Origin of the sequence: Candidatus Borkfalkia ceftriaxoniphila, assembly GCF_004134775.1 — a bacterium.
Lineage (GTDB): Bacteria > Bacillota > Clostridia > Christensenellales > Borkfalkiaceae > Borkfalkia > Borkfalkia ceftriaxoniphila.
In genome coordinates this window covers 123,209-148,577 of the sequence record NZ_SDOZ01000003.1, presented here as the reverse complement: position 1 = coordinate 148,577, position 25,369 = coordinate 123,209, and the positions used below count along the sequence as shown (strand labels likewise).

At 53.2% G+C, this 25,369-nt stretch carries 21 protein-coding genes and 1 riboswitch; of the genes, 17 read left to right on the top strand and 4 right to left on the bottom strand.

All coding sequences use genetic code 11. The features are described 5' to 3' along the window. Positions 1 to 43 precede the first annotated feature (43 nt). On the bottom strand, positions 44 to 3,655 hold the full coding sequence (locus ESZ91_RS09330) for a hypothetical protein (RefSeq protein WP_129226569.1): 3,612 nt from the start codon (positions 3,653 to 3,655) through the stop codon (positions 44 to 46). Between the two features lie 160 nt (positions 3,656 to 3,815). On the opposite strand from ESZ91_RS09330, the gene ESZ91_RS09325 reads away from it, so the two are divergent. From ESZ91_RS09325 to ESZ91_RS09265, 13 genes are all read left to right on the top strand, one after another. Beyond that, complete coding sequence (locus tag ESZ91_RS09325; RefSeq protein WP_129226567.1) at positions 3,816 to 4,226, top strand: sulfite exporter TauE/SafE family protein; 411 nt, start codon at positions 3,816 to 3,818, stop codon at positions 4,224 to 4,226. Between the two features lie 11 nt (positions 4,227 to 4,237). Next, positions 4,238 to 4,636 (top strand): sulfite exporter TauE/SafE family protein, encoded by a 399-nt coding sequence (locus ESZ91_RS09320; protein ID WP_201270893.1) that lies wholly within the window; start codon positions 4,238 to 4,240, stop codon positions 4,634 to 4,636. Positions 4,637 to 4,729: 93 nt separating this feature from the next. Further along, entirely contained in the window at positions 4,730 to 6,058 is a 1,329-nt protein-coding gene (gene rsxC, locus ESZ91_RS09315) for an electron transport complex subunit RsxC (RefSeq protein WP_161971123.1), read from the top strand. 2 nt (positions 6,059 to 6,060) lie between these two features. Continuing rightward, positions 6,061 to 8,232, top strand: coding sequence for an RnfABCDGE type electron transport complex subunit D (locus tag ESZ91_RS09310; RefSeq protein WP_129226563.1), 2,172 nt, complete (start codon positions 6,061 to 6,063; stop codon positions 8,230 to 8,232). Further along, positions 8,229 to 8,777 (top strand): FMN-binding protein, encoded by a 549-nt coding sequence (locus tag ESZ91_RS09305; protein ID WP_129226561.1) that lies wholly within the window; start codon positions 8,229 to 8,231, stop codon positions 8,775 to 8,777. The genes ESZ91_RS09310 and ESZ91_RS09305 overlap by 4 nt, the downstream gene beginning before the upstream one ends. Further along, complete coding sequence (gene rsxE / locus ESZ91_RS09300; protein WP_129226559.1) at positions 8,774 to 9,445, top strand: electron transport complex subunit RsxE; 672 nt, start codon at positions 8,774 to 8,776, stop codon at positions 9,443 to 9,445. The genes ESZ91_RS09305 and rsxE overlap by 4 nt, the downstream gene beginning before the upstream one ends. After that, positions 9,442 to 10,023: an electron transport complex protein RnfA gene (locus ESZ91_RS09295; protein WP_129226557.1), complete on the top strand. Its 582-nt coding sequence runs from the start codon at positions 9,442 to 9,444 to the stop codon at positions 10,021 to 10,023. The genes rsxE and ESZ91_RS09295 overlap by 4 nt, the downstream gene beginning before the upstream one ends. Before the next feature lie 13 nt (positions 10,024 to 10,036). Continuing rightward, on the top strand, positions 10,037 to 10,822 hold the full coding sequence (locus tag ESZ91_RS09290) for an RnfABCDGE type electron transport complex subunit B (protein ID WP_129226555.1): 786 nt from the start codon (positions 10,037 to 10,039) through the stop codon (positions 10,820 to 10,822). 1 nt (position 10,823) lies between these two features. Then, the gene (locus ESZ91_RS09285) at positions 10,824 to 11,480 is read left to right on the top strand and encodes an HAD hydrolase-like protein (RefSeq protein WP_129226553.1); all 657 of its coding nucleotides are present in this window, start codon (positions 10,824 to 10,826) and stop codon (positions 11,478 to 11,480) included. 278 nt (positions 11,481 to 11,758) lie between these two features. Continuing rightward, positions 11,759 to 13,273, top strand: a complete 1,515-nt coding sequence (locus tag ESZ91_RS09280; RefSeq protein ID WP_129226550.1) for a Ppx/GppA phosphatase family protein — start codon at positions 11,759 to 11,761, stop codon at positions 13,271 to 13,273. Between the two features lie 53 nt (positions 13,274 to 13,326). After that, positions 13,327 to 13,887: a Maf family protein gene (locus ESZ91_RS09275; protein WP_129226548.1), complete on the top strand. Its 561-nt coding sequence runs from the start codon at positions 13,327 to 13,329 to the stop codon at positions 13,885 to 13,887. Further along, positions 13,884 to 14,882 carry a rod shape-determining protein gene (locus ESZ91_RS09270; protein ID WP_129226546.1) on the top strand — a complete coding sequence of 333 codons (999 nt, stop codon included), beginning with the start codon at positions 13,884 to 13,886 and terminating at the stop codon, positions 14,880 to 14,882. The genes ESZ91_RS09275 and ESZ91_RS09270 overlap by 4 nt, the downstream gene beginning before the upstream one ends. A 53-nt stretch (positions 14,883 to 14,935) precedes the next feature. Continuing rightward, entirely contained in the window at positions 14,936 to 16,435 is a 1,500-nt protein-coding gene (locus tag ESZ91_RS09265) for a zinc-ribbon domain-containing protein (protein WP_129226544.1), read from the top strand. Positions 16,436 to 16,477: 42 nt separating this feature from the next. On the opposite strand, the gene ESZ91_RS09260 is transcribed toward ESZ91_RS09265, so the two are convergent. Continuing rightward, positions 16,478 to 18,136, bottom strand: coding sequence for an AMP-binding protein (locus ESZ91_RS09260; RefSeq protein WP_129226803.1), 1,659 nt, complete (start codon positions 18,134 to 18,136; stop codon positions 16,478 to 16,480). Positions 18,137 to 18,337: 201 nt separating this feature from the next. On the opposite strand from ESZ91_RS09260, the gene ESZ91_RS09255 reads away from it, so the two are divergent. The 4 genes from ESZ91_RS09255 to uvrA all read left to right on the top strand — a co-directional run bounded on the left by ESZ91_RS09255 (position 18,338) and on the right by uvrA (position 23,981). Further along, a complete protein-coding gene (locus ESZ91_RS09255) occupies positions 18,338 to 18,709 on the top strand; it encodes a hypothetical protein (protein ID WP_129226542.1) in 372 nt (123 codons plus the stop codon). Positions 18,710 to 18,724: 15 nt separating this feature from the next. Next, complete coding sequence (locus ESZ91_RS09250) at positions 18,725 to 19,084, top strand: hypothetical protein (protein ID WP_129226540.1); 360 nt, start codon at positions 18,725 to 18,727, stop codon at positions 19,082 to 19,084. A gap of 117 nt (positions 19,085 to 19,201) precedes the next feature. Beyond that, positions 19,202 to 21,160, top strand: coding sequence for an excinuclease ABC subunit UvrB (gene uvrB, locus ESZ91_RS09245; protein ID WP_129226538.1), 1,959 nt, complete (start codon positions 19,202 to 19,204; stop codon positions 21,158 to 21,160). 7 nt (positions 21,161 to 21,167) lie between these two features. After that, complete coding sequence (gene uvrA, locus ESZ91_RS09240; RefSeq protein WP_129226536.1) at positions 21,168 to 23,981, top strand: excinuclease ABC subunit UvrA; 2,814 nt, start codon at positions 21,168 to 21,170, stop codon at positions 23,979 to 23,981. A gap of 102 nt (positions 23,982 to 24,083) precedes the next feature. Here uvrA and ESZ91_RS09235 read toward each other — a convergent pair whose 3' ends face one another. Continuing rightward, on the bottom strand, positions 24,084 to 24,461 hold the full coding sequence (locus ESZ91_RS09235) for a DUF4363 family protein (protein WP_129226534.1): 378 nt from the start codon (positions 24,459 to 24,461) through the stop codon (positions 24,084 to 24,086). Further along, a complete protein-coding gene (locus ESZ91_RS09230) occupies positions 24,455 to 25,147 on the bottom strand; it encodes a DUF421 domain-containing protein (protein WP_129226532.1) in 693 nt (230 codons plus the stop codon). Before ESZ91_RS09230 ends, ESZ91_RS09235 begins: the two co-directional genes overlap by 7 nt. Positions 25,148 to 25,225: 78 nt before the next feature. Further along, a riboswitch (THF riboswitch) is annotated at positions 25,226 to 25,319 on the top strand. Positions 25,320 to 25,369: the final 50 nt, after the last annotated feature.

Below are 25,369 nucleotides of genomic sequence, written 5' to 3'. Positions count from 1 at the left end.
AGGCATTGCCTGCGGCGGCTTGTTTTAGGTTCGTACGAAGATATTATTTATTATCTTCGTCGTCGGACTTGTCGTCCGCATCGGGTTCGTCTACCTGATAAATATCTTCCTCGTCGATCTCGTCTTCATCGGGAAGGATGTCGTTATCGTCATCGTCTGACTGGGATTCTTCGAGTTTCAGTTTTCTCATGTAGTGCGTACGCTTCGCGGAGTAAGTGTTCTTGGCGTTCTTCTTGCCTTTCTTCACGTTGGAAACCAGTTTTCTGACCAACATCGCGATCAAGGTAAGGATCAGGATGACTGCAAGAATGATAGAGGAGATGAGCAGCCATACGTTCTGGTTTTCATCCGTCGTATTCTCGTCGCCGGAATCGCCGGAATCGTCCGAACCGGATTCGATGGTCTTATCCATCGCGCCGAAGTTCACAAAAGTGTTGTAAACGGAATCGGTGTTGTAACGGAAATACGCGACCGTGTTCTCGTAAGATTTCTGCTCGTATTCGCTGTAAGGGTCGCCCTTGTCGTCCTCGTCGTAGTTTTTGTCGTAAGGCTTGTAATCGGAATCGTCAAAGAGGGAATAGCGGTAGTACACGAGAGAAGAGTCTTCACCGTTGATGAAAGAGGAGGGATCTTTCGAGTACGCCTCTTCCAATTTATCGGTATTCGCGTAAGAGGGATATGCGTTGCGCAGGTTCTCTTCCAGATGCTTGGTATAGTTGTCCGCATCCAGCGCGTTGCCGTTGACTTTGTCGAAGATGACGAAAGAGTTTGCTTTCATCGGCTCGCTTCCGTCGCGGCTGCCGTTCCAGACTTCCAGTCTGTAATTTTTCGCCGTATCGCCGTTGGCAATGTAGAAAGTCACGGTGATCCATTTGAAGGCGTTTTCTTCCGTTCCTTCGATCACCTGCATGAGTTTCGCGTCCTGTGCGCCCTGCACGGTTGCCTGGTCGAGTTGATCCTGCGTGATCTTTTTGTCGGTCACGGCGTCTTTGAAATCTTTGACGACGACGGAGTACTTGTCTTTGTCCTCGTCGTAATAGCGATAGAATTTACCGTCGTGATTGTAGTAAACGATATTGTCGGAAACGTCTGTCAGGTTGCCGTCCTCGTCCTTCTCATAATTCGAGAGGTTGGCGTACAGGTCGCTGCCCTTGTAATTTTTGCTCTCCGCCCACAGCCCGTTGGACTGCTTATAGAGGAGCGTATCGTTTTTGGAACTGAAATCCTTGTCGTCGGGATCTTTCGTGACCAGGTTTCCGTTGTCGTCGTAACGGTAGGAAACGCCCGAGTTAAAGTTAAGAGTATCTTTGTATCTCGCGTCGTCCAGAGAGTCGGGCTCGGTGGTGTCGATGAGGTACAGATATGCTTTCGCGCCTTCGCTCAGCATCACTTTATAAGAAATGGTCGTATAAGAGGAAGCGGAGAAAGAGGAGGAACTCTTGGCTACGTAGCCGTAAGAGAACTTCGCGTCGGTGTTTTCGGGATTGGTGATGAACAGGGGCTGGTTTACGTCGTTCCCGAGAATGGTTTTCCACCAGGAGTCGGCATTGACGACGGCCGCGGTCGCAGATCTCGTATAGGACTGCACGAGCGCGGTGATGGCTTTTCCGTTGAAATACGCGCTCGAATACGCTTTGTTCAAAAGTCCTGCGTGATCGTAATCGTTTTTGATATTGTATTCGGAATCCGTTCCGACGGAATCTCCGCCCACATAGTTGGAGCCGCCGTACACGCCGTCATAGTTGCGGGTATCGGCAAAGCCCGTTTCGATCTTATCGGTAGGGGCGTACGCCACGTCGTCGAAACCGCCGCCGACGGTAGCGGATTTGTAATCGCCGAGGAGCGACGCGCTCACAGCGTAGGTTCCCGTGGTTTTGAGATTGAATTCTTCCTCGGTCATCTCCTTTTGTTCAAAGCCCGTGAAGGCTGCGAACCCGCTGCGGTATGCGGAGTAGTCGGTGCCCGTTACGGTCGTAGGGCCGTAAGAGAATTCGAGGGTGAAGGAAAGAGTGCTCTTGGTCTGGTTTTCCACGAACAGGTAGCACTGCTGCCATCCGTCGAAGATATCTTCTTTCTTGCTTTCGTCGTCTTTCAGAGTCACGCCCGTCAGAGTCGTGGTGTCTACCGCTCCGATGGTCGTCTTGTTCATGGCGTCGCGCAAGGTCACAGTCGCGCCCGTGCCGCCGTTCATTTCGCTCGTTTTGACCCAGAAAGAAATGGCGAGATAATTCTCGGATTCCACTTCGAAGGTATTGCCTGCCTTGGCGGTATAGTTGGCGCCGCGGTTGCTGGAGATCAACAGGATCTCGTCGTTTTCATCGAAGGGGTATTTTTCAAACGCTTCTTTGAGAAGGTGATTCGTGCCGTTCTTGATAGAGGAGAGGCTGACGAGCGAGCCCTTATTGTCATTGGTGTCTTTCAGTTTTCCGTCGAACATCTGTTCCGCGCTGTTGCCGTTGTCGTCTATCGTCCAGCCGTTCGTAACGTTTTGCAGTTTCAGTTCTTCGAAAGGCGTAAAGAGATCGAGCGCGTAAACTTTTTCCGTACGGGTATCGGTCGCCGCGTTTTTCTTGTTCAGATCGTTGGATGCGGCAAGGTTGAGTTTGTAGGTGTACTGGCTGTCGAGAGTTGCCGTGGCGGCGTCGTATTCGTCCGCTTCGAGAACGCTGTACTCAACGTCGTCGAAGAACGCGTAACCGTCCACGTATTCGAGTTTGGATTTTCCGCCGCCTTGTCCCAATCCGAGAACGAGGGAGAAGGAAGTGCTGGCATAGTTGGAAGCCTTGATATAGAAAGTATACTGCTGCCAGCCGTTGTTATCGGAAACGCCTTTGGTATTGATGTTGTTCACGAACAACGCGTCCTGCGAGGAACCGCCTACGGAGTTGGTGAGGGAAATGTAGGCGCCGCGCGTCGCGTTGTCCGCCGTCACTTCGTTTCCGTGATAATCGGTCATGCCGTAGGTCTTGACCCAGACGGAAACTTTCGCGGCGGTATTCGCCTGCAAAGTGATGGAAGTGGACGTATACTTCGCGGCGGTGCCTCTCTGTTCGCGGTCGGAACGGTAGTTGTGGAGCATTAAAACGTTCGTGCCGTTTTCCTTTTCGCCGTCGGAGTCTTTGCCCCAATGCGTGCCGGGGTTGGCGTCGTCCGCCGCTTTTTTGATGGCGTCGTCGGTAAGCGTTTCGCCGTCTTTCTTCGCGTCGTTGGCGATATCCCAGCCGGGGATATCGTAATCGTTGTCGATATCGGTATAATAATTCACGTCTTTGGGGATATCGTCTTTATCGGTATCCTTGTACGTGTCGTAATCCTTTTTTGCCTGCGGGAATACATCGCTCCAAACGAGGGAAGTATCCATGATGCCCGATTTGGCGAGCGAAGAGGAGGCGGATTCGCCCAACGCGTTGCTGCCCGAAGACTTCGACCAGCTGTTCGCGGTCGGGATCAGGTAACTTTTGCTGTTGTTGTCGAAATACTCGAAATCGGCGTTCGCAAAAGTCTGCGTATCCGTCTTCGTCGTATTCTCGTCGTCATCGTCGTCATCATTCGTGCCGCATGCGCTGAATATATATGCGCAGGAAACCAGCAGCAAAATCAACGTCAACAATAAAGCCTTGAATCTTTTTTGGTTTGTCAGTTTGCATTTAGCCATAAAATAACACCTTTTTGTAGATATTGATTGTAGATATTGTATCGTAAAACAAATAAAATCGTACTACCCTATTTTAATATAAAAGACCATGAAAAGCAAGTAAAAGCGGTTAAAAAAAAGTGAAAATTGAATAATTTTTTGACGATAATACACAAACTATATATTATGGATAATATACGCGTACAAAAAAGGAAGGAAAAAAGTGAGCGGTAAAATCAAAAAACAAAATATATTGCTGATTTTGAGCGGTATTTTCACGGGCGCGGTGAACGGCGTATTCGGCGGGGGCGGCGGCATGATCGCCGTGCCGCTTTTAAATTCGCTGCTGCAAAAGCCTACGAACGTGTCGCACGCGACGGCGATTCTCGTCATTCTGCCCATCAGTTTCGCCAGCGGCATCATGTATCTGTTCAACGGATATTTCGACGCGGAACTGTTCATCGCGGTGGGCTTGGGCGTGCTCGCGGGCGGCTTTTTCGGCGCGGAACTTTTAGGCAAACTGTCGGCGGGCAGCATCACGCTGATCTTCGCGATCATCATGTTCGCCGCGGGCATCAAAATGATTTTTTAAGGGAGAGAAACATGCGCTTTATCGTATATATGTTCGCGGGGCTTGCGGGCGGGATCTTAGGCGGTATGGGAATGGGCGGAGGCACGGTGCTCATTCCCATTTTAACGATCTTCTGCGGGGTGGAACAGCACCTCGCGCAGTCGGCGAATCTCATCACCTTTCTGCCGATGGCGATCTTTTCGTTGCAGGTGCACGCCAAGCACGGGCTTTTGGATACGCGCGGCATCGGCTATATCATATTGCCCGCGCTCGTTCTGTCCGTCGCGGGCGGTCTGTTGGTCAACCGTATCGGCGGCGAGGCGCTGCAAAAGGGATTCGGCATCTTTTTATGCCTGTTGTCGGTATGGCAGTTCATTTCCGCGTCAAAGAGTATTGCCGCCAAGAAGCGGGAAGACGGCGCGCTATTTTGAGCGGAAACTCTTTACAAGCGTGGGGAAAAGTGGTAAAATATCAAGCGACATCCTATCAAAAAACAGAGCAACGAATCGGAGGTTAGCCAGTTAGTGAATACGTTTCAAAACGGGGTGCATCCCGCGGGTTCCAAATACCTGACCCGAGGCGCGGCGATCGAGCAGGGGCCGATTCCCGAAAAGGTATATATCCCGCTCAGCCAGCATATCGGCGCGCCCGCCGTTCCCGTCGTGGAGGCGGGGCAAAAGGTGAAAAAGGGCACGCTCATCGCAAAGGCGGGGCAAGGATTGTCCGCGCCCGTCTTTTCGTCCGTCGCGGGCACGGTCAAGGGCGTCGTTTCCCATATCACGCTCGCGGGCAAGAAACGCGATCATATCCTTATCGAGAACGATTTTTCCGAGGAGGAAGAGCGTTTGCCCGCCCTTTCTTCCTTTGACAGGGAAAGCGTGCTCGGCCGCATTGCGGAAGCGGGCGTCGTCGGCATGGGCGGCGCGGCGTTCCCCACCTTTGCCAAACTCAATATCGGGCAGAGAAACGCCGATTATCTCATCGTCAACGGCGCGGAGTGCGAGCCGTATATTACCTGCGACTTCCGCATCATGACGGAGATGACCGATAAATTTTTGAAGGGCGTACGCTGCGCGATGCTCGCCTGCGGCGCGAAGAAAGCGATCGTCGGGGTAGAGGATAACAAGCCCGAGGCGATCGACATTCTGTCCACCCATCCCTTATGCCTTCCCGGCGGCGCGGAGGGGCTGGACGGCGAGCCCGTCAAGATCATTGTGAAAAAGTTGAAGACCAAGTATCCGCAGGGCGCGGAAAAACAACTCATATATGCCTGTTGCAAGCGCGTCGTGCCCGAGGGGAAACTCCCGATCGACGCGGGCGCGGTGGTCGTCAACGTGCATACCGCGCTCTCGGTCTTTGAGGCGGTGTTCGAAAACAAGCCCAGTTACGAGCGCGTGATGACTGTTTCCGGAAGGGCGGTCGCGCACCCGAAAAATATATGGGTAAAAACGGGAACGCTTTTCCGCGACGTCGCGGATTTCTGCGGCGCGGACGATACCGCCGCGGAGAGCATCGTGGCGGGCGGCCCGATGATGGGGGAAAACGTGTTTTCCCTCAAAGCGTGCACGGGCAAATTCTCGTCGTCCCTTTTGTTTCTGGATAAGACGGAGAGCGAAGTGCGCGAGGCGGAACCCTGCATCGGCTGCGGAAAGTGTGTGCAGGCGTGCCCGATGGGACTGATGCCCGTCTATATCGAATCGTCGCTGTTTGCGAAAGATTTAGAGAGCGCCAAAAAGTTCGGCGCCAAGTCGTGTATCGGCTGCGGCTGCTGTTCGTACGTGTGCCCTGCCAAGCGTTACCTCGTGCAGAGCGTCAAACTCGCCAAAAAAACCATACAGGAAAGGGGGATCTGAGCATGGCAGAGATCAGCAATTACAAAGTCGCCTCATCCCCGCACAAAGTGGGAAAGCAGACGGTGCGCGGCATCATGCTCGACGTCATCATCGCGCTTTTGCCCTGCGTCCTCTGCGGCGTCATATTTTACGGGCTCTATTCGCTCATGCTCGTCGTCATCTGCGTGGCGACCTGTCTTTTAAGCGAACAGATCTATCAGAAGATACGCAAAAAACCTTTTACGACCGATCTTTCCGCCGTTGTCACGGGCATCATTCTGGGGCTGAACCTTCCCCCGCGCGCGCCGTGGTATATTCCCGTCATCGGCGGCGTGTTCGCGATCGTCATCGTAAAAATGCTGTTCGGCGGCATCGGCAAAAATTTCGCCAACCCCGCGGCGACGGCGCGCGTCTTTTTGTTGCTCGCTTACGGTTCCATGACCGCGCAGTTTATCGGCGCGGACGTCGGCAATATGATCCTCGGCGACGTGTCGACTTCCGCCACTTACTTAAGCGGCGGCGTGAACGCGCTGCAAGATTCTTTCTGGGGCGTGAGCGGATATTGGGGCTACGTCTTGCAACTGTTTTTCGGCGTGACGGGCGGCAGCATCGGGGAAACGTGCGTCCCTGCGATCCTTGCGGGCGGCGTCTATCTGTGCGTGCGCAAGATCATCGACTGGCGCATCCCCGTCGTCTATATAGCGACTAGCGCGCTCATGGTGCTCGCCTGTTATCAGAGCGCGTCGGAAATTTTGCTGCAACTGTTTGCGGGCGGACTCATGTTCGGCGCCGTGTTCATGGCGACCGACTACGCCACTTCTCCCAAATGGGAATACAACCGTATCCTCTACGCGGTGGGGCTGGGCGTGGTCACCGTGCTCATCCGTAAATTCGGCATTTACCCCGAGGGCGTTTCCCTCGCGATCCTCATCATGAACCTCTTCGTGCCGCTGATGGACAGATACATTCTGCCCGTGCGGTTCGGTCAACTCGACTCCAAGGGCGCGCCCGTAAAACCTGTCATGAAGTACGCCATGTGGATCTTGTGCGCGGTCGGCGCGCTTTCCCTCGTCGTAGCGGCGCCCGTCGTCGCGTCGATCCAGGCGAAAGCCTATACCCCGCTGGAGTTGACGGGCAACTACGACTATATACAGTCGGTCGAAACGCGCCCCGACGGAAATTACCGTTTCCGCGTCAAGGGGTCGGTCATGATACAGGGCTACGAACAAAAACTCGAATATCTAATCGTGTTCGAGGGGAAAGAATACCGCGTTTCGGATATCGACCCGATCGCCGAAAGCACGATGGGCTATGTTCTGAAACCCGAACTCTTTATCGGCAAAGGGTACGAACAGATCGAAAATATGACGGAATCCGACCTTTCCACGGGCGCGACCTATACGACGACCAAAGTGCGCGATATGATTCTGGAGTGTTATTCCGCGTTCGCGGAGAACGGCGTGCGGACGGAGAGCGTTGCCGCGGGGCTCGCCTATAAACACGTGAAATCGATCGTCAAAGACGGTATCTCGGGCAACTTTGTCGTTAACGTCACGGGCATCGCAAAAATTCCTTTCGGCGACAGCGTGTACGAACAGGCGCTCGAATACAACGTGCATATCGACGGCAAGGACTTTATCGTGCGCGGCATCACGCCGATCAAACAGAGCACGATGGACGCAAAATATCAACTCAAACGCGAACTGTTCATCGGAAAAGATCTCGCGGGCATTCTGGCGCTGGGCGGCGATTCGTTCACGGGCGCGACGTATACGCACAACGAATTCGTTTCCATGCTCGAAGAGAGTTACCGCGCGCTCACCGACGCGGGCGTCGGTGTGACCGACGTGCCTATCACGGGCGATTACGAATACGTGACGGGCGCGAAATCATCCGCGTTCTTCGGCGGTACGATCTATACGGTCGAGGGTAAGGCGGTGCTTACCGACCAGGGCGGTTATGAACAGCCTCTCGAATACAATATCTGTATCGAGGGCGGAAAGGTGACCTATATCGGCGCAATCAAACAGAGCACCTGGGGCTATCCCGCAAAAACGGAGATATTTATCGGCAAGACCGAATCGGAGATCGAGGGGCTTGACGCGGACGAGATGACGGGAGCGACCTTTACCAATACCAAACTCAAAGAAATGATCCTCGAAGCGTTCGGGGCTGCGGGAGGTGAAAGGGCATGACGGCAAAGACGAAAAACAGGATACAGTGCGTCGCGGTGCTCGCGATCATCGCGCTGTGCAGCGGGCTTTTGCTGGGCGCGTTCAACCTTCTGACCTATGTGGATCCCTTTCAGTCCACGCTGGACGGTTTTAAAAAGGACAGCGGCGCGGAAGGGGAATTTACCATGGTGGTCGCGGACGAACCGGTAAATTACGGCACGGGGCAGATCGTCTATTACGCGGTTTCCGACGACGAAGTGCCCGTACACGCATTCCTTGCGGGCGGCAGCGGCGGCTATCAGGGGACGGTGCAGATCTACGTGTACGTGCGCGACAATAAGATCTATAAGATCGTGATCGGCGAAAACAGCGAAACTTTTTTGGGTAAACTGGACGATGCGAATTATTATGAAAATTTCTACGATAAAGATCTGACCGAACTGTCCGATTTCAACGACGTGGATACGGTCAGCGGCGCGACGCTCTCTTCGACGGCGGTCAGAAACGGCGTGAACGCGGTCGTCCGCTATTATAACGAAGAAATTTCCAAAGGAGGCAAGGCATGAATAAAGCGAAAGTAAAAGAGACGTTTTTCGGCGGGCTGATACGCAACAACCCGACGTTCGTGCTCGTTTTGGGGACGTGTCCCACCATCGCCATGACCTCCACGCTCTCGCAGGCGTTCGCCATGGGGGTCGCGACCATGTTCGTGCTCGTCTTTTCCAACCTGTTCGTGAGTTTACTCCGCAACGTTATACCCGACAAGGTGCGCATTCCCTGTTATATCATCATCATTTCCACCTTCGTCATCATCGTGCAGATGGTCATGCGCAAGTATATGCCCGAACTGTACGATACCATGAAGGCGTTTATCGCGCTCATCGTGGTCAACTGTATCATTCTGGCGCGCGCGGAAAGTTTTGCGTCGTGCAACAAACCGCTGTACAGCGCGCTCGACGGCGTTTCCATGGGCTTGGGCTTTACCGCGGCGCTGTGCCTCATCGGCATCGTGCGCGAATTTTTCGCGGGCGGCTCGTTCGCGGGCTTCGCGATCCCCGGGTTTCCCGTCATGAACGGCACGTCGGCGAGTGCTTTCGGGTTTATCGTGTTCGGGTGCCTGATGGCGCTGTTCAATTTTATCAATCAGAAAATAGAGAACAAGCGGCAGGAAGAATACCGCAAGACGCTGCCTCTCAAAGAGAGCGCGCTTGAACTGACGGAGGTGCAAAAATGACGGTTTCCATCATATCGGTCATGTTTGCCGCGGTCATCTCCAACAACATCGTACTCTCCCAGTATCAGGGCATCTGCCCGTTTCTGGGCGTATCCAAAAAAATGTCCAGCGCGGCGGGCATGGGGTTTGCCGTCATCTTCGTCATGGCGATCTCTTCGGTGTTCACCTGGCTCATCTATCACTACATTTTGTTGCCGTTGGAACTGGATTATCTCTATACGATGGCTTTTATCCTCGTCATCGCGAGTCTGGTGCAGATGACGGAGATGATCGTCAAAAAATATTCGCCCACGCTGTACAGCGCGCTCGGCGTGTATCTGCCGCTCATCACCACCAACTGCGCCATTTTAGGCACGGCGAACAGCGCGGTCGTATTCAACAGTTACAACTTTATTACGACTTTCGCCGTTTCCGTGGCGACGGGCGTTGGCTTTTTGGTCGCGATCCTGCTTTTGGCGGGGATCCGCGCCAAGACGGACAAAGCGGATATTCCCCAATGTTTCAAAGGTTTTCCCATCACGCTCGTGACGGCGGCGATCATGGCGCTGGCGTTCGCGGGATTTGCGGGAATGGTATAAGGAGGAAAGCGTTATGACAGCGGTTTTATTGGCGGGCGGGATCATGCTCGCGCTCGCCGTCGTGTTCGGCGTCATCCTTGTCATCTTCTCGCACGTCTTTTCCGTGGAGAAGGACGCAAAAGCGCAGGAGATCGAGGAACTTTTGGCGAAATCCAACTGCGGCGGCTGCGGCAAAGCGGGCTGCGCCCAGTTTGCCGAGGCGCTCGTGAAAGGGGAGGCGAACCTTTCCGACTGCAAGGCGACGCCCAAGGCGAACAAGGAAAAGATCGCCGAAATTTTGGGCGGCGGGGACGTGGGCGAAGAAACCGTCGCGGTGGTGCATTGCAACGGCGGCGACGCGTGCTTTAACAAATACGATTATCACGGTTACGGAAACTGTCAGTCGTGCGAACTGATCGCGGGCGGCATCAAGGCCTGTCCCGTGGGCTGTATCGGTCTGAAATCGTGTGTGGATATCTGTCCCTATAACGCCATCGAACTGAGCGACGAGGGGTATGCGCAGGTCAATCCGGAAAAATGCGTTTCCTGCGGGGCTTGTATCGTCAACTGCCCCAAACATATCATCGGGCGCATTCCCAAAAGCGCGAAAGTCTATATCGCCTGCTGCAATCACGGCAAGGGAAAGGACGTCATGGAACTTTGCAAACGCGGCTGTATCGGCTGCGAGATCTGCGCCAAGATTTGTCCCGTCGGGGCGATCTCCATGCGCGACGGCCTGCCCGAGATCGACTATACGAAGTGCATCGGCTGCCTCAAATGCGCGGAAAAATGTCCGCGCCACTGTATTAAAAAGCATTGATATGAAAAAGAAATATCTGCTGTTCGACCTCGACGGAACGCTGTTCGATACGAGCGAGGGCATTATAAAGAGTATTTTATACACGCTCGGAAAGATGGGCATAGAAGAGACAAACAGGAACAATCTGCTGCGCTTTATCGGTCCGCCGCTGGTGGCGGCGTTCGAGGAATTTTACGGGTTTTCGCACGAAAAGGCGCTCGCCGCAAAGGAAGTTTTCCGCGAGCGGTACGCCTCTCTCGGCGTATTCGAATGCGCGCCCGTCGAAGGCGCGAGGGAATGTCTGCAAGCGCTGCAAAAAGACGGACGCACGCTCTGCGTCGCGACCTGCAAACCCGAACATTTCGCAAATATGATCCTGGAAAAATTCGGGTTTTCCGACTTTTTCCAAGTGGTCGTCGGCAGCGAAATGGACGAGCGGCGCACGCGCAAGGACGAGGTCATCGAAGAAGTGTTCGCCCGCCTCGATAAGGGCGACGTGCGCGGGGAGAGCCTGATGATCGGGGATCGAGAGCACGATATTTTCGGCGCGAAAAAATGCGGCGTAGAAAGCGTGGGGATGCGCCTAGGGTTTGCCCGCGAAGGAGAACTGGAAGAGGCGGGAGCCGATCATATCGTCAGCGATTTCAAGGCGCTTCGCGCGTTGCTTTTAACGTTATAATCGTATGCGGGGTTGTGCATTTTGTACAGCCTCTTATCATTTTTTAAGGTATAAAATCCGTGAAAAATGCAATAATTAACCTGAAAAAAACAAAAAAAATCATAATAAAACACGATGTGACCAATTCACACAAATCTCACAAAAAAAATTGCACAAAAAATGGAAAAAACTATATACAAACCGCTTTTTCAATGTTATAATGTATGCGGTTGAGTTTTATATATAGTAGTGATTATATATAGACAAAGTTTTATTATCAGTCAGCAGAGGTGGCATAAGTGGAAAAAATCGGAATCATTGATTTGGGCTCCAATTCGGCGAGGCTCGTCATAGTAGAGTTGTTTGGCGACGGGCATTTTATGGTAGTGGACGAATTGAAAGAGAGCGTAAGACTCGGGCAGGATATGGAAAGAGACGGGTTCTTGAAACCCCAGCGCGTCGCGGAAACGATCAAGACGTTGAAGATGTTCCGCAAACTGTGCGACGCGAGCAACGTGGACCGTATCATCGCGGTGGCGACGGCGGCTGTGCGCCGCGCGAAAAATCAGCGCAGTTTTCTGGACGAGATCCAGGCGACGTGCGGCATCAAAGTAAAAGTTCTGAGCGAGGAAGAGGAGGCTACGTTAGTCTACCGCGGCGTCATCAATTCCATGGATATCCCCAAGGGGATCATTTTGGAGATCGGCGGCGGCAGCACGAAGATCGTCTATTATAACCGTCGGAATATGCTCAATTACGTGACGCTACCTTTCGGCGCGGTCACGCTCACGGATCTTTTCAAGGACGACGGGCTTTCCCCCGAACAGCAGGCGGAAAAGGTGGAAGAGTTCTTCACCGAACAACTCAAAGGCATCGAATGGCTGTCCAATATCGAGCCCGACGTGCAGATGATCGGCGTCGGCGGCTCGTTCCGTAACATATTCAAGATCAGCAAAATGGTGCGCAAGTATCCTCTGGATACCGTGCATAATTATAACCTCCCCGTAGAGGATTTCGAGAGCATATACGACATGATCAAGGTGCTTGACCTCGATAAGAAAAAGAAGATCAAGGGCCTGTCCACGGGGCGCGCGGACATTCTTCCCGCGGCGCTCGCGGTCGTGAAATCTTTCGTGCATTATATGCACTTTGAAAATTTCACCATCGGCGGCAGCGGACTGAGAGAAGGTATCATGTTTAACCAGGCAATGCCCATCACGATGGAAAAGCCCATTTCGGACATTCTCGGGTACAGCCTGAACAGCCTCGTGAAATACTACGAGTGCGACGAAAAGCACGTGGAACACGTCGTCAACCTTTCCGTTCAACTCTTCAAACAGTTGCGCGTTCTGCACAAGTTCCCGCGCCAGTATCTAAAAATCTTGAAAGTGGCGGCGACGCTGCACGACTGCGGCAACCGCATCAAGTTCTACAATCATCAGAAACACAGTTGCTACATGATTTTGAACGCGACGCTGTACGGCATCACGCACCGCGAGATCGTGTTGGCCGCGTTTGTGGCGGGCTGCCACAAGAAAGAGGACATTTCCGCGGCGGACTGGGTAAAATATAAAGATATCGTGCAGGAAGAAGATCTGGAGGCCGTCAGAAAACTCGGCGTCATGCTCCGCATCGCGGAGAGTCTCGACAGGAGTTGCGTCGGCTGTATCAAGGGCATCAACTGCGACGTTCTGGGCGATTCCGTCATCATGAAAACGGAAGTGGACGGCGACGCTTCGCTGGAGATCCGCGACGCGATGACCGCCAATGCGGAGTTCAAAAAGTCCTTCCGCAAAAATCTGGAAATTTTATAAGCGAACAGCCGCAACGACCTTGCGGCTTTCTTTCGATTTATACAGGATAGTATATGCGTCTGATTTTGGCAAGCGGTTCCCCGCGCCGCAAAGAGATCTTAGCGGAGATCGTGCCCGATTTCGAGGTGGTTCCCGCCGCGGGGGAAGAACGGGCGGATTTATCCTTGCCGCCTTCCGAAATCGTCTGCGCGCTGGCGAGGGCCAAGGCGAAAGAAGTATTTGCAAAGTTTCCCGATTGCGCCGTGCTCGGCGCGGATACGATCGTCTGGTTTCGCGGCCGCGCGCTCGGAAAACCCAAAGACGAAGGGGAGGCTGCGGCAACGCTCCGCGCGCTGAGCGCAAACGAGCACGAAGTTTATACGGGCGTGTGTATTTTGGCGGGAGAGCGCGAAGAATGTTTTTTCAGCCGCTCCGTCGTGCGCTTTCGCGCGCTCGACGAAGAATTTATCCGTGCTTACGTTTCTACCGGCTCGCCTATGGATAAGGCGGGCAGTTACGGGATACAGGACCATCCCGCGCCGGTCTGTTCCTATACCGGCAGTTTTTCCAACATCGTTGGCTTGCCGAAAGAAGAAGTGCGCGAAAAACTCGTTTCTATGGGGATACTCCAATGATCAAACTTGCGATAGACCTCGGGTCGTCTGTAACGAAAATATTTAAAATCGGGAGCGGCGTGGTGCTCGCGGAGCCTTCCTGCGTGGCGGTCGCCGCAGGTTCGAATACCGTGAAAGCCATCGGTGAAGATGCGAAACGCCTTATCGGCAAGACCGCGGAATTTACCACCATTGTCTTTCCCGTGTTCGAGGCGGATATCGTCAACGAGGGGATGGCTGCGATCATGCTCTCGTATTTTTTGAAGAAAGTGGGTATTTCGCCCTCGCAGGCAAAGCGCTGCGAAGTGCTGTTCGGCGTGCCCTGCGGCGCGCAGGACGAACTTTTAGACAAATATTCCCGCCTTGCGGACGCGTGCCGTATCGGCGCGGTCAATTTCGTCGAGGTGCCGTTTTTGGCGGCGTTCGGGCAGAACCTTTCGCTGAGCGAAACGAATCCTTCCTTTATCATCGATATCGGAGGGGGGAGCACGAATATCGCGGCGTTTTCTCTGGACGGCGTGATCGCGGGCATCAGTCTCAATCTCGGCGGCGGCAATATCGACAGTCAGATCATCGACCACGTCGCGGATTCTTTCAATCTGAAAATCGGGCTCCTGACGAGCGAAAAACTCAAAATGACGGTCGCCAGCCTGTATACCAACGATAAGGAGAGCATGGTCATCAACGGGCGGGATATTACCACGGGGCGGCCGAGATCGGTCGCGGTCTCCTCCGCGGATATCTATGAACCTGTGAAAGTATTTGCCGATAAAGTCGTGGAGTATGCGGGGCTGATCTTATCCAAACTTCCCGCCGAGGTTTCGGCGGCGATCTGGCACAGCGGCATCTATCTTTCGGGCGGCGGCGCGAAAATTATCGGCATGGATGATTATCTTTCTCGCGCCCTGCAAATGGATATCAACCTTTCCGACGAACCGCAGATGGCGGTCATTCTGGGCGGCGGAAGAACGATCGGATACGACGATATTCTGGAAACGATCCGCATCGATTATTGAACGGGATTCGGCGCGCTGTTGCGCGGATCAAATATAGTGAATAGGAGAGAAAAATGAACAAATTTTGCAAAAAATGTGGCAAAAAGAACGTTTCGGACGCGCAATTTTGCGGCGGCTGCGGAGCGAGTCTTGCGGAGGACGAAGTCAGCGATCTTCCCGTCGGCACTCGCTGGGGCAGGGTATGTGAGATCGGACGCACGTACATACTGAAATCTCTGGTGCTTCTCGTATCCGTCATCGTGTTTATCAGCGGATTTTTCACGACCGTGAAATATGTGCCGCAGGAAACTTTGCATAACGATTTTTATTCATATCTGATCAACGGTTCGGCAGATATGGAAGACGTCGCGTCGATGTTTTCCCAGAAAGGATTCGATCAGAACGTGTTCAACGTGTTTTCTGCGTTCGCGGTCGGTTATGATCTGGAAGAGAATACCGAACAAATGCAGAAACTCGTCGAGCAAGTGGAATCGAAAGCAAAGAACATTATTCTCAAATATCAAAAACGCCTCACAGAACTTACGGCATTAGTGCAGCAGGGCGACAAAACCGCTGCCAAACAGATGATCGATCTCATGTATAAGATCGTAGACGAAGTGATGGCGGGCATGGAGAATGTCAACCTCATTAAACTCGAAAAACTGGAGGCGGAGATCGCGTATTCGTCTACGACGGGCACCGAGGGGGTCGGCAATCTGGACGCGCTGAAAAACGCGCAGGATCTCGATATCCGCATGGCGGTGATGGTCGGTTACCCCGTCGGTTATCTGTTTTTACAGATCGTTTCGCTCGTCTTTATCATACTGACGACGATCTCGCTGTGCCGTAAAAAGAGCGCGCGCTTCGGAAAGTTCTTCGTGCTGTATCTTTCGGGCTGTCTGTTCCTGTTGGCGATAGGGCAGTTGACGGCGTGTTTCTTAAATCCTGTCGGAATGTTCTGCTTTATCTTTGCCCTCGTCTGCGGCGCTCTGTACGCCGTGGGAAATTCGCTTTTCAGCCACCGTATCGGGCTCAACGACGTCGTGGCATTCTCTTTGAAAGGCTTTGCGTTCGTATTCTCGTTCGTCGCCGTCGTTCTGCTTTTGGGCAATTTCGCCTCTTTCAACGCGACGCTGGATAAGATCGGCGCAGTGTTCGGCTTGAGCGGCGATTACGGAAGTTCCGACGAGGTGATGGCGTTTACGCTCACGAATTTCCTGCCGTCCGCGATTCTCTATCTCACCATGCTCGCGCTGTCGGCCGTCGTGTTCTTCCGCGCGGCGTTCACCTTCTCCGACGTGCAAAAGAGCGCCGCTACGCTCGTGCCTCTTGCGGCTGTAACAACGGGATTCGGGCTCGTTTCCTATATCGTGCTCGGTTCGCTCGGTATGGCAGGCGTTCTGGATCTGGTGATGGATCCCGTCGTTCTGGGAAGCGTCATATTCTCGGGCGCGGCGCTGCTGTTCTTTATTCTGAGCGGCGCGCTCGCCAACGCGTATGTGAAAGAGAAAACCGAACTTCCCGCGGAACCCGCGGAAGAAACCCCGCAGGAAACGCTTGCGGACGAACAATAATCGAATAGAAAAAGATCCCGAACCGAACGGTTCGGGATCTTTTTATTGAATATCGTTTTCGCGTATTTCCACGCGGCGGATCTTGCCGCTGATCGTCTTCGGAAGTTCGTCCACGAATTCGATGACGCGCGGGTATTTATAGGGCGCGGTCGCTTTCTTTACGTAATTTTGCAGTTGTTTTTTCAGTTCGTCCGTGGCGGTGTAGTCGTTTGCGAGCACCACGGTCGCCTTGACGAGTTGGCCGCGCACGCCTTCGGGATCGGGCACGCCCGTGATCGCGCATTCGAGCACGGCGGGATGTTCCATCAGCGCGCTTTCCACTTCGAACGGTCCGATGCGGTAACCCGAACTCTTGATGATGTCGTCCTTTCTGCCGACGAACCAATAATAACCGTCCTCGTCCATGTACGCGAGGTCGCCGAAATGGTAATAGCCGTTGTACAAAACCGAATCCGTGAGCGGCTTATCCTTATAATAGCCGTCGAACAGTCCGTATTGGTCTTCTTTGATCCGTATACAGATCTCGCCCGTTTCGCCCGCTTTGACGGGCTGCTCGTCGTCGTCCAAAAGTTGTACGTCGTACAGGGGAGAAGGTTTGCCCATCGATCCCGCCTTGATGCCCACGTATTGACTGAACGTGGCGCAGACGATGGTGGATTCCGTCTGACCGAAACCCTCGTATATTTTATGTCCCGTCTTTTCGTAGATCTGTTTGAAAATTTCGGGATTGAGCGCCTCGCCCGCGGTCATCATAAATCTGATGCTGGATAAGTCGTATTTTGTGAGATCGGATTTGACCATAAAGCGGTACACGGTCGGCGGCGCGCAGAAGGTCGTTACCTTGTATTTCGCGATATAGCGCATCAGATCGTCGGGCTCGAACCGTCCGTGAAAATCGTAGACGAAAATCGCGGAACCGCACAGCCATTGGCTGAACAGTTTCCCCCAACTCGCCTTTGCCCAGCCCGTTTCGGCAAGGGTAAAGTGCAGTCCATCGTCCATGCAGTTGAGCCAGTATTTGCCCGTGACGATATGCCCTAAAATATATTTTTGGCTGAGGGACACCATTTTCGGCATTCCCGTCGTGCCCGAGGTAAAGTATAAGAGGGTGCGGTCGTCGCGGCTACGGGTATAAAAATATTCGCAGTCGAGCGTTTCACTCTGTTTTTCCACCTCGGCGTTGAAGTCGATAAAGCAGTCGCGCCTTCCTACGGTCGCAAGGTATTTGACGGAAGGGACTTTTGCCGCCGCGGCGAGAATATGTCCGCAAAGTTCGTCCTCGTTGACGGAGAGTACCATTTTCACGTCCGCGCATTGCATGCGGTAGACGAGATCTTTTTCCATCAGCATATGCGTCGCGGGAATGGCGACCGCGCCGATCTTGGCAAGTCCCATCAGCGCCGTCCAATATTCGTGCCGACGCTGTAAAATGACGAGCACCGCGTCGCCCTTGCCGATGCCGAGCGACAAAAAATAATTCGCGCTCTTGTCGGAAAGCCGCTTGATCCTCTCGAAATCGAAAAATTCTTCGTTTCCGAGATCGTCGCACCATACCATCGCACGCTTGTGCGGTTCCAGCCGCGCGTATTCGTCCACCACGTCGTACGCGAAATGAAAGTTTTCGGGCGACGTGATCTGAAAATTCTTATAAAAATCTTCGTAACTGTCAAAGTCCAGAGCGTTGCAATAACGCTTCAATATATTCATAGGAAAGTCTGCGCTCCAAAAAAATCTGATCCGTTTTATTTTAGCACAATTTTGCGGAATAATAAAGTAAATTGACGCAAAAATTGCAGGACTATTTGCAAATTTCACAAGATAATGGTATAATGATGACAGCAAAAGTCAAAGGTTTCGTTTGAAATGCCGCGATTTTGAGCATACTGTTAAGAGGAAGGGTTTATGCTGGACAAACTCACGAAATTTGTGCTCGATAAAATCAATGCCGCTTCGGACGGTTCGTATAAAGTGATGGACGCCGAGGACTTTCTTTCCGCGCTGCCCGCCCGCATGACCGCGGACGAGAACGGCGTGTCCAACGCCGTCAAATATCTGAGCGAACGCGGATACGTCGATCTGAAATATGCGGATAACGGCACTTATTGCGTGTGTTCCATGCCCAAAGGGCGGCAGTACGTCGAAACGGCGCGCGTTTCGGATACCGATGCGTCGCGTATCAAGCGTTCCTTTTTTGCCGCCGCGTGCGCGGGCGGGCTGTTCGGCGCTCTCATAGGGGGCGCGCTCGTCGCCCTCATTATCGCTTTTTTGGTTTAAGGAGTTTTTGCGGATATGCTTACGAAACAGGAAAACGAAATCATGAATTCCGTCTATCGCCTATGTGAGGGGAAGGGCAGTTGCCTCGTCAGCCCGCTTGAAATCATGAGCATGCTCCCCGAAAAGCGGAAATACACCGTGGAACGGGTAGACCGCATCCTGCGCTCTTTGGAACTCGACGATTATTTCGATATCATCGAATCCGATCGCAAGGGGGAGCGCATGTACGTCATCACGCTGCACGCCAACGGTGTGGCGTATAAACGGACAAGCATTCAGATGAAGCGTTCCATCGCTTTCAAAGTGGCTCTGTCCGTTGCGGGCGCGATCATCACCTTTGTGGTAGGGCGCATACTGGTCGGTATATTTTCTTAAAATGCAATGCTTACGGCATTGCATTTTTAGCGAAATCGTTTGACAGGACGCGGTGCTTTATTGTATAATAATATTCGAACATTTGTTCGTAAAATTAAAATATAAGAAGGAGGTTACATGGCAGATTTCGAACTGGTTTCGCCCTTTCAGCCGACGGGCGATCAACCGCAGGCGATCGAAAAACTGACGGAAGGCGTGCTGGACGGCATCCGCACGCAGGTGCTCGTGGGCGTCACGGGCAGCGGAAAGACGTTCACGATGGCGAATATCGTCAAAAACGTCAACCGCCCCACGCTGGTCATCGCGCACAACAAGACGCTCGCCGCTCAACTGTGTAACGAATTCCGAGAATTTTTTCCCAAGAACAGGGTGGAGTATTTCGTTTCCTATTACGATTACTATCAGCCCGAAAGTTATATTCCCACGACGGATACCTATATCGAAAAAGATATGTCCGTCAACGACGAGATCGATAAACTCAGAAACTCCACGACCTGCTCTCTGGGCGAACGCAGCGACGTTTTGGTGGTCGCCAGCGTGTCCTGCATTTACGGTTTGGGCGCGCCCGAAGAATATTTCCGCCTTGCCGTATCCCTGCGCCCCGGCGACGAGATCTCTCGCGACGAACTGATGCGTCGGCTGATCGAACTGCAATATACCCGAAAGGACGTCGATTTTTCGCGTTCGTCCTTCCGCGTGAACGGCGACACGGTGGAAATTTTCCCCGCGAGCAATTCGGAGATCGCCATCCGCGTGGAATTTTTCGGCGACGAGATCGACCGTATCTGCGAAGAGGAAGTCGTGTCGGGAAAGATCACGTCCGTTCTGAAACACGCGGTCATCTTTCCCGCCAGCCACTACGCGGTGGGCAGCCAAAAACTGATGTCTGCCATCACCGAGATCGAGAGCGATCTGCAGGAAGAGGTGAGAGCCTTTCAGGAATCGGGAAAACTTTTGGAGGCGCAGCGCCTCGACCAGCGCACGCGCTACGATATCGAGATGATGAAGGAAGTGGGGTATTGCAGCGGCGTGGAAAATTACAGCCGCTATTTCGACGGCAGAAAGCCGGGGCAGCCCTCGTTTACCTTGCTCGACTATTTCCCCGAAAACTTTCTCGTGTTCATCGACGAGAGTCATATGACCATACCGCAGATACGCGCCATGTACCACGGCGATTATTCGCGCAAGACCAACCTCGTCAATTACGGTTTCCGTATGCGTTCGGCGTTCGACAACCGCCCTCTCAAATTCGAGGAGTTCGACGCGCGCGTGCCGCAACTCATATGCGTTTCCGCAACGCCCGCCGAATACGAACTCAAAGAGGCGGGTCAGGTCGTGGAACAGATCATCCGTCCCACGGGGCTTTTAGATCCCGAGATCGAGATACGCCCCGTACAGGGACAGATAGACGATCTGTTGGGCGAGATCAAGCGCGTGACGAGCGAAAAAGGAAGAGTGCTCATCACCACGCTCACCAAGCGCATGTCGGAGAGCCTCACCGATTATCTGAAAGAGCATGGCGTCAAGGTCCGCTATATGCACAGCGATATCGACACGCTCGAACGCATCGATATCGTGAACGGGCTGCGCGGCGGCGAGTTCGATGTGCTCTGCGGCATCAACCTTTTAAGGGAAGGGCTCGACCTTCCCGAGGTCAGACTGGTCGCCATTCTCGATGCGGACAAGGAAGGTTTCCTGCGCAGCGAAACTTCGCTCATTCAGACGATCGGGCGCGCAGCGAGAAACGCCGACGGCAAAGTTATCATGTATGCCGATAACATAACGGGCAGTATGCGCCGCGCGATCGACGAAACAAACCGGCGCCGCGAGGTGCAGAGCGCCTACAACCGCGAACACAATATCACGCCGCGGACCATCCAAAAAGAGATCAAGAGTTCGCTCGCCATCACGCAAAAGCAAAAACAGATCGACGAACATATTTCCGCGGATCAGATCCCCGCCGAGATCGAAAAGCTGAAAGCGCTGATGAAAGTCGCATCCAATCAGCTGGATTTCGAAAAGGCGATCGAAATACGGGATACAATCAATTTACTCAAACGAAAACTGAGAAGATAGGACAGTTATGAAAGAAGAAATATTCGTAAAAGGCGCCAAAGAAAACAACCTCAAAAATATCGACGTGCACATTCCTCGCAACAAACTCGTTGTCTTTACGGGGCTGTCGGGCTCGGGGAAGAGCACGCTCGCGTTCGACACCATCTTTGCCGAAGGGCAAAGACGCTACGTCGAAAGCCTCTCATCCTACGCGCGCCAATTTCTCGGACAGATGGAAAAACCCGACGTGGAGTCCATCGACGGGCTCTCTCCCGCCATTTCCATCGACCAGAAGACCACCTCGCACAACCCGCGCTCCACGGTGGGCACGGTCACGGAGATTTACGACTATATGCGCTTGCTGTTCGCGCGCATCGGCGTCCCGCACTGTCCGAAATGCGGCCGTGAAATACGCCGCCAGACGGTCGACGAGATCGCCGATCAGGTCATGGCGATGCCCGAGGGGAGCAAGATCCTCGTCAACGCGCCCGTGGTGCGGGGACGTAAGGGCGAATACACCAAAAATCTGGAAGCGTTCCGCAAGAGCGGCTACGCCCGTGTGAAAGTGGACGGGATCGTCTACGACTTGCAGGAAGACATAAAACTCGATAAAAATATCAAGCACAACATCAGCGTGGTCGTAGACCGCCTCGTCGTCAAGGACGGCATCCAAAAGCGCCTGTCCGACAGCCTGGAAAACGCTTTAAAGTTGGCGGACGGGCTTGTCGTCATCGACTGCGAGGGCGCGGAAAATTTATATTCCATCAAGTATTCCTGCCCCGACTGCGGTATCAGCATCGAGGAGATCGAGCCGCGCCTCTTTTCCTTCAATACGCCGTACGGAGCCTGTCCCGAATGCGCGGGCCTGGGCTTTAAGCAGGTGGTGGACGAGGCGCTCATCTGTCCCGACAAAAACAAGACGCTGCGCGAGGGCGCCATTCAGATCGGCGGCTGGTACGTCGAGAGCAAGAAGACGAACGAAATGTACGCCGAGGCCGTGGCGCGCCATTACGGCATCGATATGGACGTTCCCGTCAAAGATCTGCCCAAAAAACAGTATGACATTCTCATGTACGGCAACGGTAACGAACAGATCGATATGAAATACGATGCCTATAACTTCCACGGCACCTATAAAATGAAGTGGGAAGGTTTCGTCAACACGCTCACGCGGCGCTACAAGAATACCGAAAGCGAAGGCGTGAAAGCGGAGATCGAACGCTATATCACCCAACTTCCCTGCCCCGAATGCGGCGGCAAAAGACTGAAGAAAGAGGCGCTCAGCGTCTATGTGGGCGGCAAAAATATCGCGCAACTGTGCGATATGTCCATTGACGATCTGTACGGCTTTTTCGACGCGCTGACGCTCAGCAAGACCGAGCACCTCATCGCGGATCTGATCTTAAAGGAGATCAAGGCGCGTTTGAACTTTTTGCGCAACGTCGGGCTTTCGTATCTCAATCTGGCGCGCAGCGCGGGCACGCTTTCGGGCGGCGAATCCCAGCGTATCCGCCTTGCTACCCAGATCGGCAGCGGGCTGACGGGAGTCTTATATATTCTCGACGAGCCGAGCATCGGACTGCATCAGCGGGACAACGAAAAACTTTTGAATACGCTCGTGCATCTGCGCGATCTGGGCAATACGCTCATCGTGGTGGAGCACGACGAGGATACCATGCGCGCCGCCGATTATATCGTGGATATAGGTCCCAAAGCGGGCGTGCACGGCGGCGAGGTGGTCGCGGAAGGGCGCGTTGAGGACATCATGAACAATCCCCGTTCCATTACGGGCGAATTCCTGAGCGGCAAGCGGAAGATCGAAGTGCCGCCCGTCCGAATGCAGCCCGACGGCCGCTATTTCGAAGTGAAGGGCTGCCGCCAGAACAATCTGAAAAATATCGACGTGAAGATTCCCGTCGGTCTGATCACCGCGGTCACGGGCGTTTCGGGTTCGGGCAAAAGTTCGCTCGTCAACGAGATCATCTATCCCTATATGGCGAACGCGCTCAACGGCGCGCACCAGATATTGGGCAAGTGCGACGGTTGCACGGGAATGGAATACTTCGATAAAGTCATCGCCATCGACCAGTCGCCCATCGGCAGAACGCCGCGCAGCAACCCCGCGACCTATACGGGCGTATTTACGATGATACGGGAATTGTTCGCTGCCACGCAGGATGCGAAAGAGCGCGGCTATAAGGCGGGACGTTTCTCGTTCAACGTGGCGGGCGGGCGCTGCGAACACTGCTTCGGCGACGGTATCATCAAGATCGAAATGCACTTTTTGCCCGATATCTTCGTACCGTGCGAAGTATGCGGCGGCAAGCGCTACAACCGCGAAACGCTGGAAGTGCGCTACAAGGGCAAAAATATTTTCGAAGTTCTGGATATGACGGTAGAGGAATCCGTGGAATTTTTCAAAAACGTTCCCTCCATCTACAATAAAGTCAAGACCATTAACGACGTGGGGCTGGGCTACATCAAACTCGGGCAGAGCGCCACTACGCTCTCGGGCGGCGAGGCGCAGCGCGTCAAACTCGCGACCGAACTTTCCCGCCGCTCCACGGGCAAGACCTGTTATATCTTAGACGAGCCGACCACGGGACTTCACAGTTACGACGTGGATAAACTCATCAAAATTCTGCAAAAACTGCGCAGCAGCGGCAATACGGTCATCGTCATCGAACATAATCTGGACGTCATCAAAGTTGCGGACTATATCGTCGATCTCGGCAAGGAGGGGGGCGACGGCGGCGGCGAGATCGTGACCGAGGGAACGCCCGAACAGGTCGCCGAATGTCCCGACAGTTATACGGGCAGGTTTTTGAAAAAAATGTTATGAGAAAGAAAAAAGCCGTTTCTTTCACTGGTTGGAAATAATATCGAAAAACGGGCGAAATTATCATGATTTCGCCCGTTTTCATAGTACTATGTCTGACATAAATCAGAATATATTCTCAAAACTTACGCCGTAGGTGTCGGGTATCTGTTCGCACATATCGATCAGAACGACGACTTTGGATAGAGCGAGATCGAATTTTTTTGTTTCGATCAAGCCGATGGCTTCGCTCAGCCAATAGTCGATATTTGCGATATTGGTGTGGGGAACGATGACGTGCAAATTTTCTTTTTCCTTGTTCCACAAGGTCTTGACCGATTCGGCGTCAGTTGTCTGTGCTGTTTCGTCCTCGATCTTGTCGTAGAGCACGTACAGCGCCGTCTTCAATTCGTCGAACTGTTTTTCCACGAAAAAGTGTTCGAAAATTCCCAGACCGACCAAAAGCACGAGGGTGACGGAAATCGTCCAAAGCGTCTTTACCATGTGCAGCCCTCCGGGAGTTCGATCTGGAAGGTGCGGTATTTTTCGCCGCGCAGTTGCAAAAAGACTTTGCCCTTGCCGTCTACAGTCAAGGCAAATACGCGGCGCAGGCTCTTCACGTTCTGCTCTTTTAAAATGTCGCGGAAAAACTGTTCTCCCGCGTTGCACAATTTCAGATTTTTTTCCTCGAATTTTCCGTCGTCGATGATCAAAAGCGGCAGCGCGGTTTCGTCGGGCGTTTCCGAATCGGGTTTCGGCATCGCCGAAAACTGACCGTTCGCCTCGTACAGCGCGTAGTCTACCTGATCCAGTCCGAAAATTCCCGCCACGCGCAGCGATTCGATCAGGTCGGAAGTGTCGAGGTTGTTGTGTTTCAGTTGGTAAATGTCAATGCCGTTTTTGTTCATCACAACGGCGGGTTTGCCGCTCACCAAAAATTTCAGCGGTTTGAAATTCAGGTCGATGAGGCAGATGAGTTGGTGCAATAAAAAGATGGCGAGGATCGCCACGATCCCGTACAAAAGGGGAATGGAGGTATCCGCCATGGGTATGCACGCAAGTTCTGCGATGAGCAGGGTGATGACCAACTCGAAGGGCTGCATTTCCCCGATCTGGCGCTTGCCCATCAATCGCATCACGATCAAAAGCGTAACGAATATAATTGCCGTTCTCAAAACTGTCAGTGCCATATTAACAGTATTTGTCCGACCGTTATTTTTATTCGCAAATCAGTTGCAATTTTTTGTCGAAAGGTTTACAATACTATACGCAGAGTAGCCAAGGCGCGTTAAGTGTTGCGAAACGGGACGTTGTTCGCAAACGAAAGGATCATTCCTGCGGTGCCGCGGCGCGTCCGTTGTATTTGAAGTGCCTTCGGGCACGCATCTATGATCGGACCTCTCTGAAATTTT

Excerpts from the sequence above, each read along its gene's own strand:
- ESZ91_RS09320 (WP_201270893.1), top strand. The coding sequence starts at position 4,238 with ATGCGCTTTATCGTATATATGTTCGCGGGGCTTGCGGGCGGGATCTTA.
- ESZ91_RS09275 (WP_129226548.1), top strand. The coding sequence starts at position 13,327 with ATGCGTCTGATTTTGGCAAGCGGTTCCCCGCGCCGCAAAGAGATCTTA.
- rsxE (WP_129226559.1), top strand. The coding sequence starts at position 8,774 with ATGAATAAAGCGAAAGTAAAAGAGACGTTTTTCGGCGGGCTGATACGC.
- ESZ91_RS09295 (WP_129226557.1), top strand. The coding sequence starts at position 9,442 with ATGACGGTTTCCATCATATCGGTCATGTTTGCCGCGGTCATCTCCAAC.
- ESZ91_RS09305 (WP_129226561.1), top strand. The coding sequence starts at position 8,229 with ATGACGGCAAAGACGAAAAACAGGATACAGTGCGTCGCGGTGCTCGCG.
- ESZ91_RS09230 (WP_129226532.1), bottom strand. The coding sequence starts at position 25,147 with ATGGCACTGACAGTTTTGAGAACGGCAATTATATTCGTTACGCTTTTG.
- ESZ91_RS09330 (WP_129226569.1), bottom strand. The coding sequence starts at position 3,655 with ATGGCTAAATGCAAACTGACAAACCAAAAAAGATTCAAGGCTTTATTG.
- ESZ91_RS09250 (WP_129226540.1), top strand. The coding sequence starts at position 18,725 with ATGCTTACGAAACAGGAAAACGAAATCATGAATTCCGTCTATCGCCTA.
- ESZ91_RS09255 (WP_129226542.1), top strand. The coding sequence starts at position 18,338 with ATGCTGGACAAACTCACGAAATTTGTGCTCGATAAAATCAATGCCGCT.
- uvrA (WP_129226536.1), top strand. The coding sequence starts at position 21,168 with ATGAAAGAAGAAATATTCGTAAAAGGCGCCAAAGAAAACAACCTCAAA.
- ESZ91_RS09290 (WP_129226555.1), top strand. The coding sequence starts at position 10,037 with ATGACAGCGGTTTTATTGGCGGGCGGGATCATGCTCGCGCTCGCCGTC.
- ESZ91_RS09265 (WP_129226544.1), top strand. The coding sequence starts at position 14,936 with ATGAACAAATTTTGCAAAAAATGTGGCAAAAAGAACGTTTCGGACGCG.
- uvrB (WP_129226538.1), top strand. The coding sequence starts at position 19,202 with ATGGCAGATTTCGAACTGGTTTCGCCCTTTCAGCCGACGGGCGATCAA.
- ESZ91_RS09285 (WP_129226553.1), top strand. The coding sequence starts at position 10,824 with ATGAAAAAGAAATATCTGCTGTTCGACCTCGACGGAACGCTGTTCGAT.
- ESZ91_RS09235 (WP_129226534.1), bottom strand. The coding sequence starts at position 24,461 with ATGGTAAAGACGCTTTGGACGATTTCCGTCACCCTCGTGCTTTTGGTC.
- ESZ91_RS09270 (WP_129226546.1), top strand. The coding sequence starts at position 13,884 with ATGATCAAACTTGCGATAGACCTCGGGTCGTCTGTAACGAAAATATTT.
- ESZ91_RS09310 (WP_129226563.1), top strand. The coding sequence starts at position 6,061 with ATGGCAGAGATCAGCAATTACAAAGTCGCCTCATCCCCGCACAAAGTG.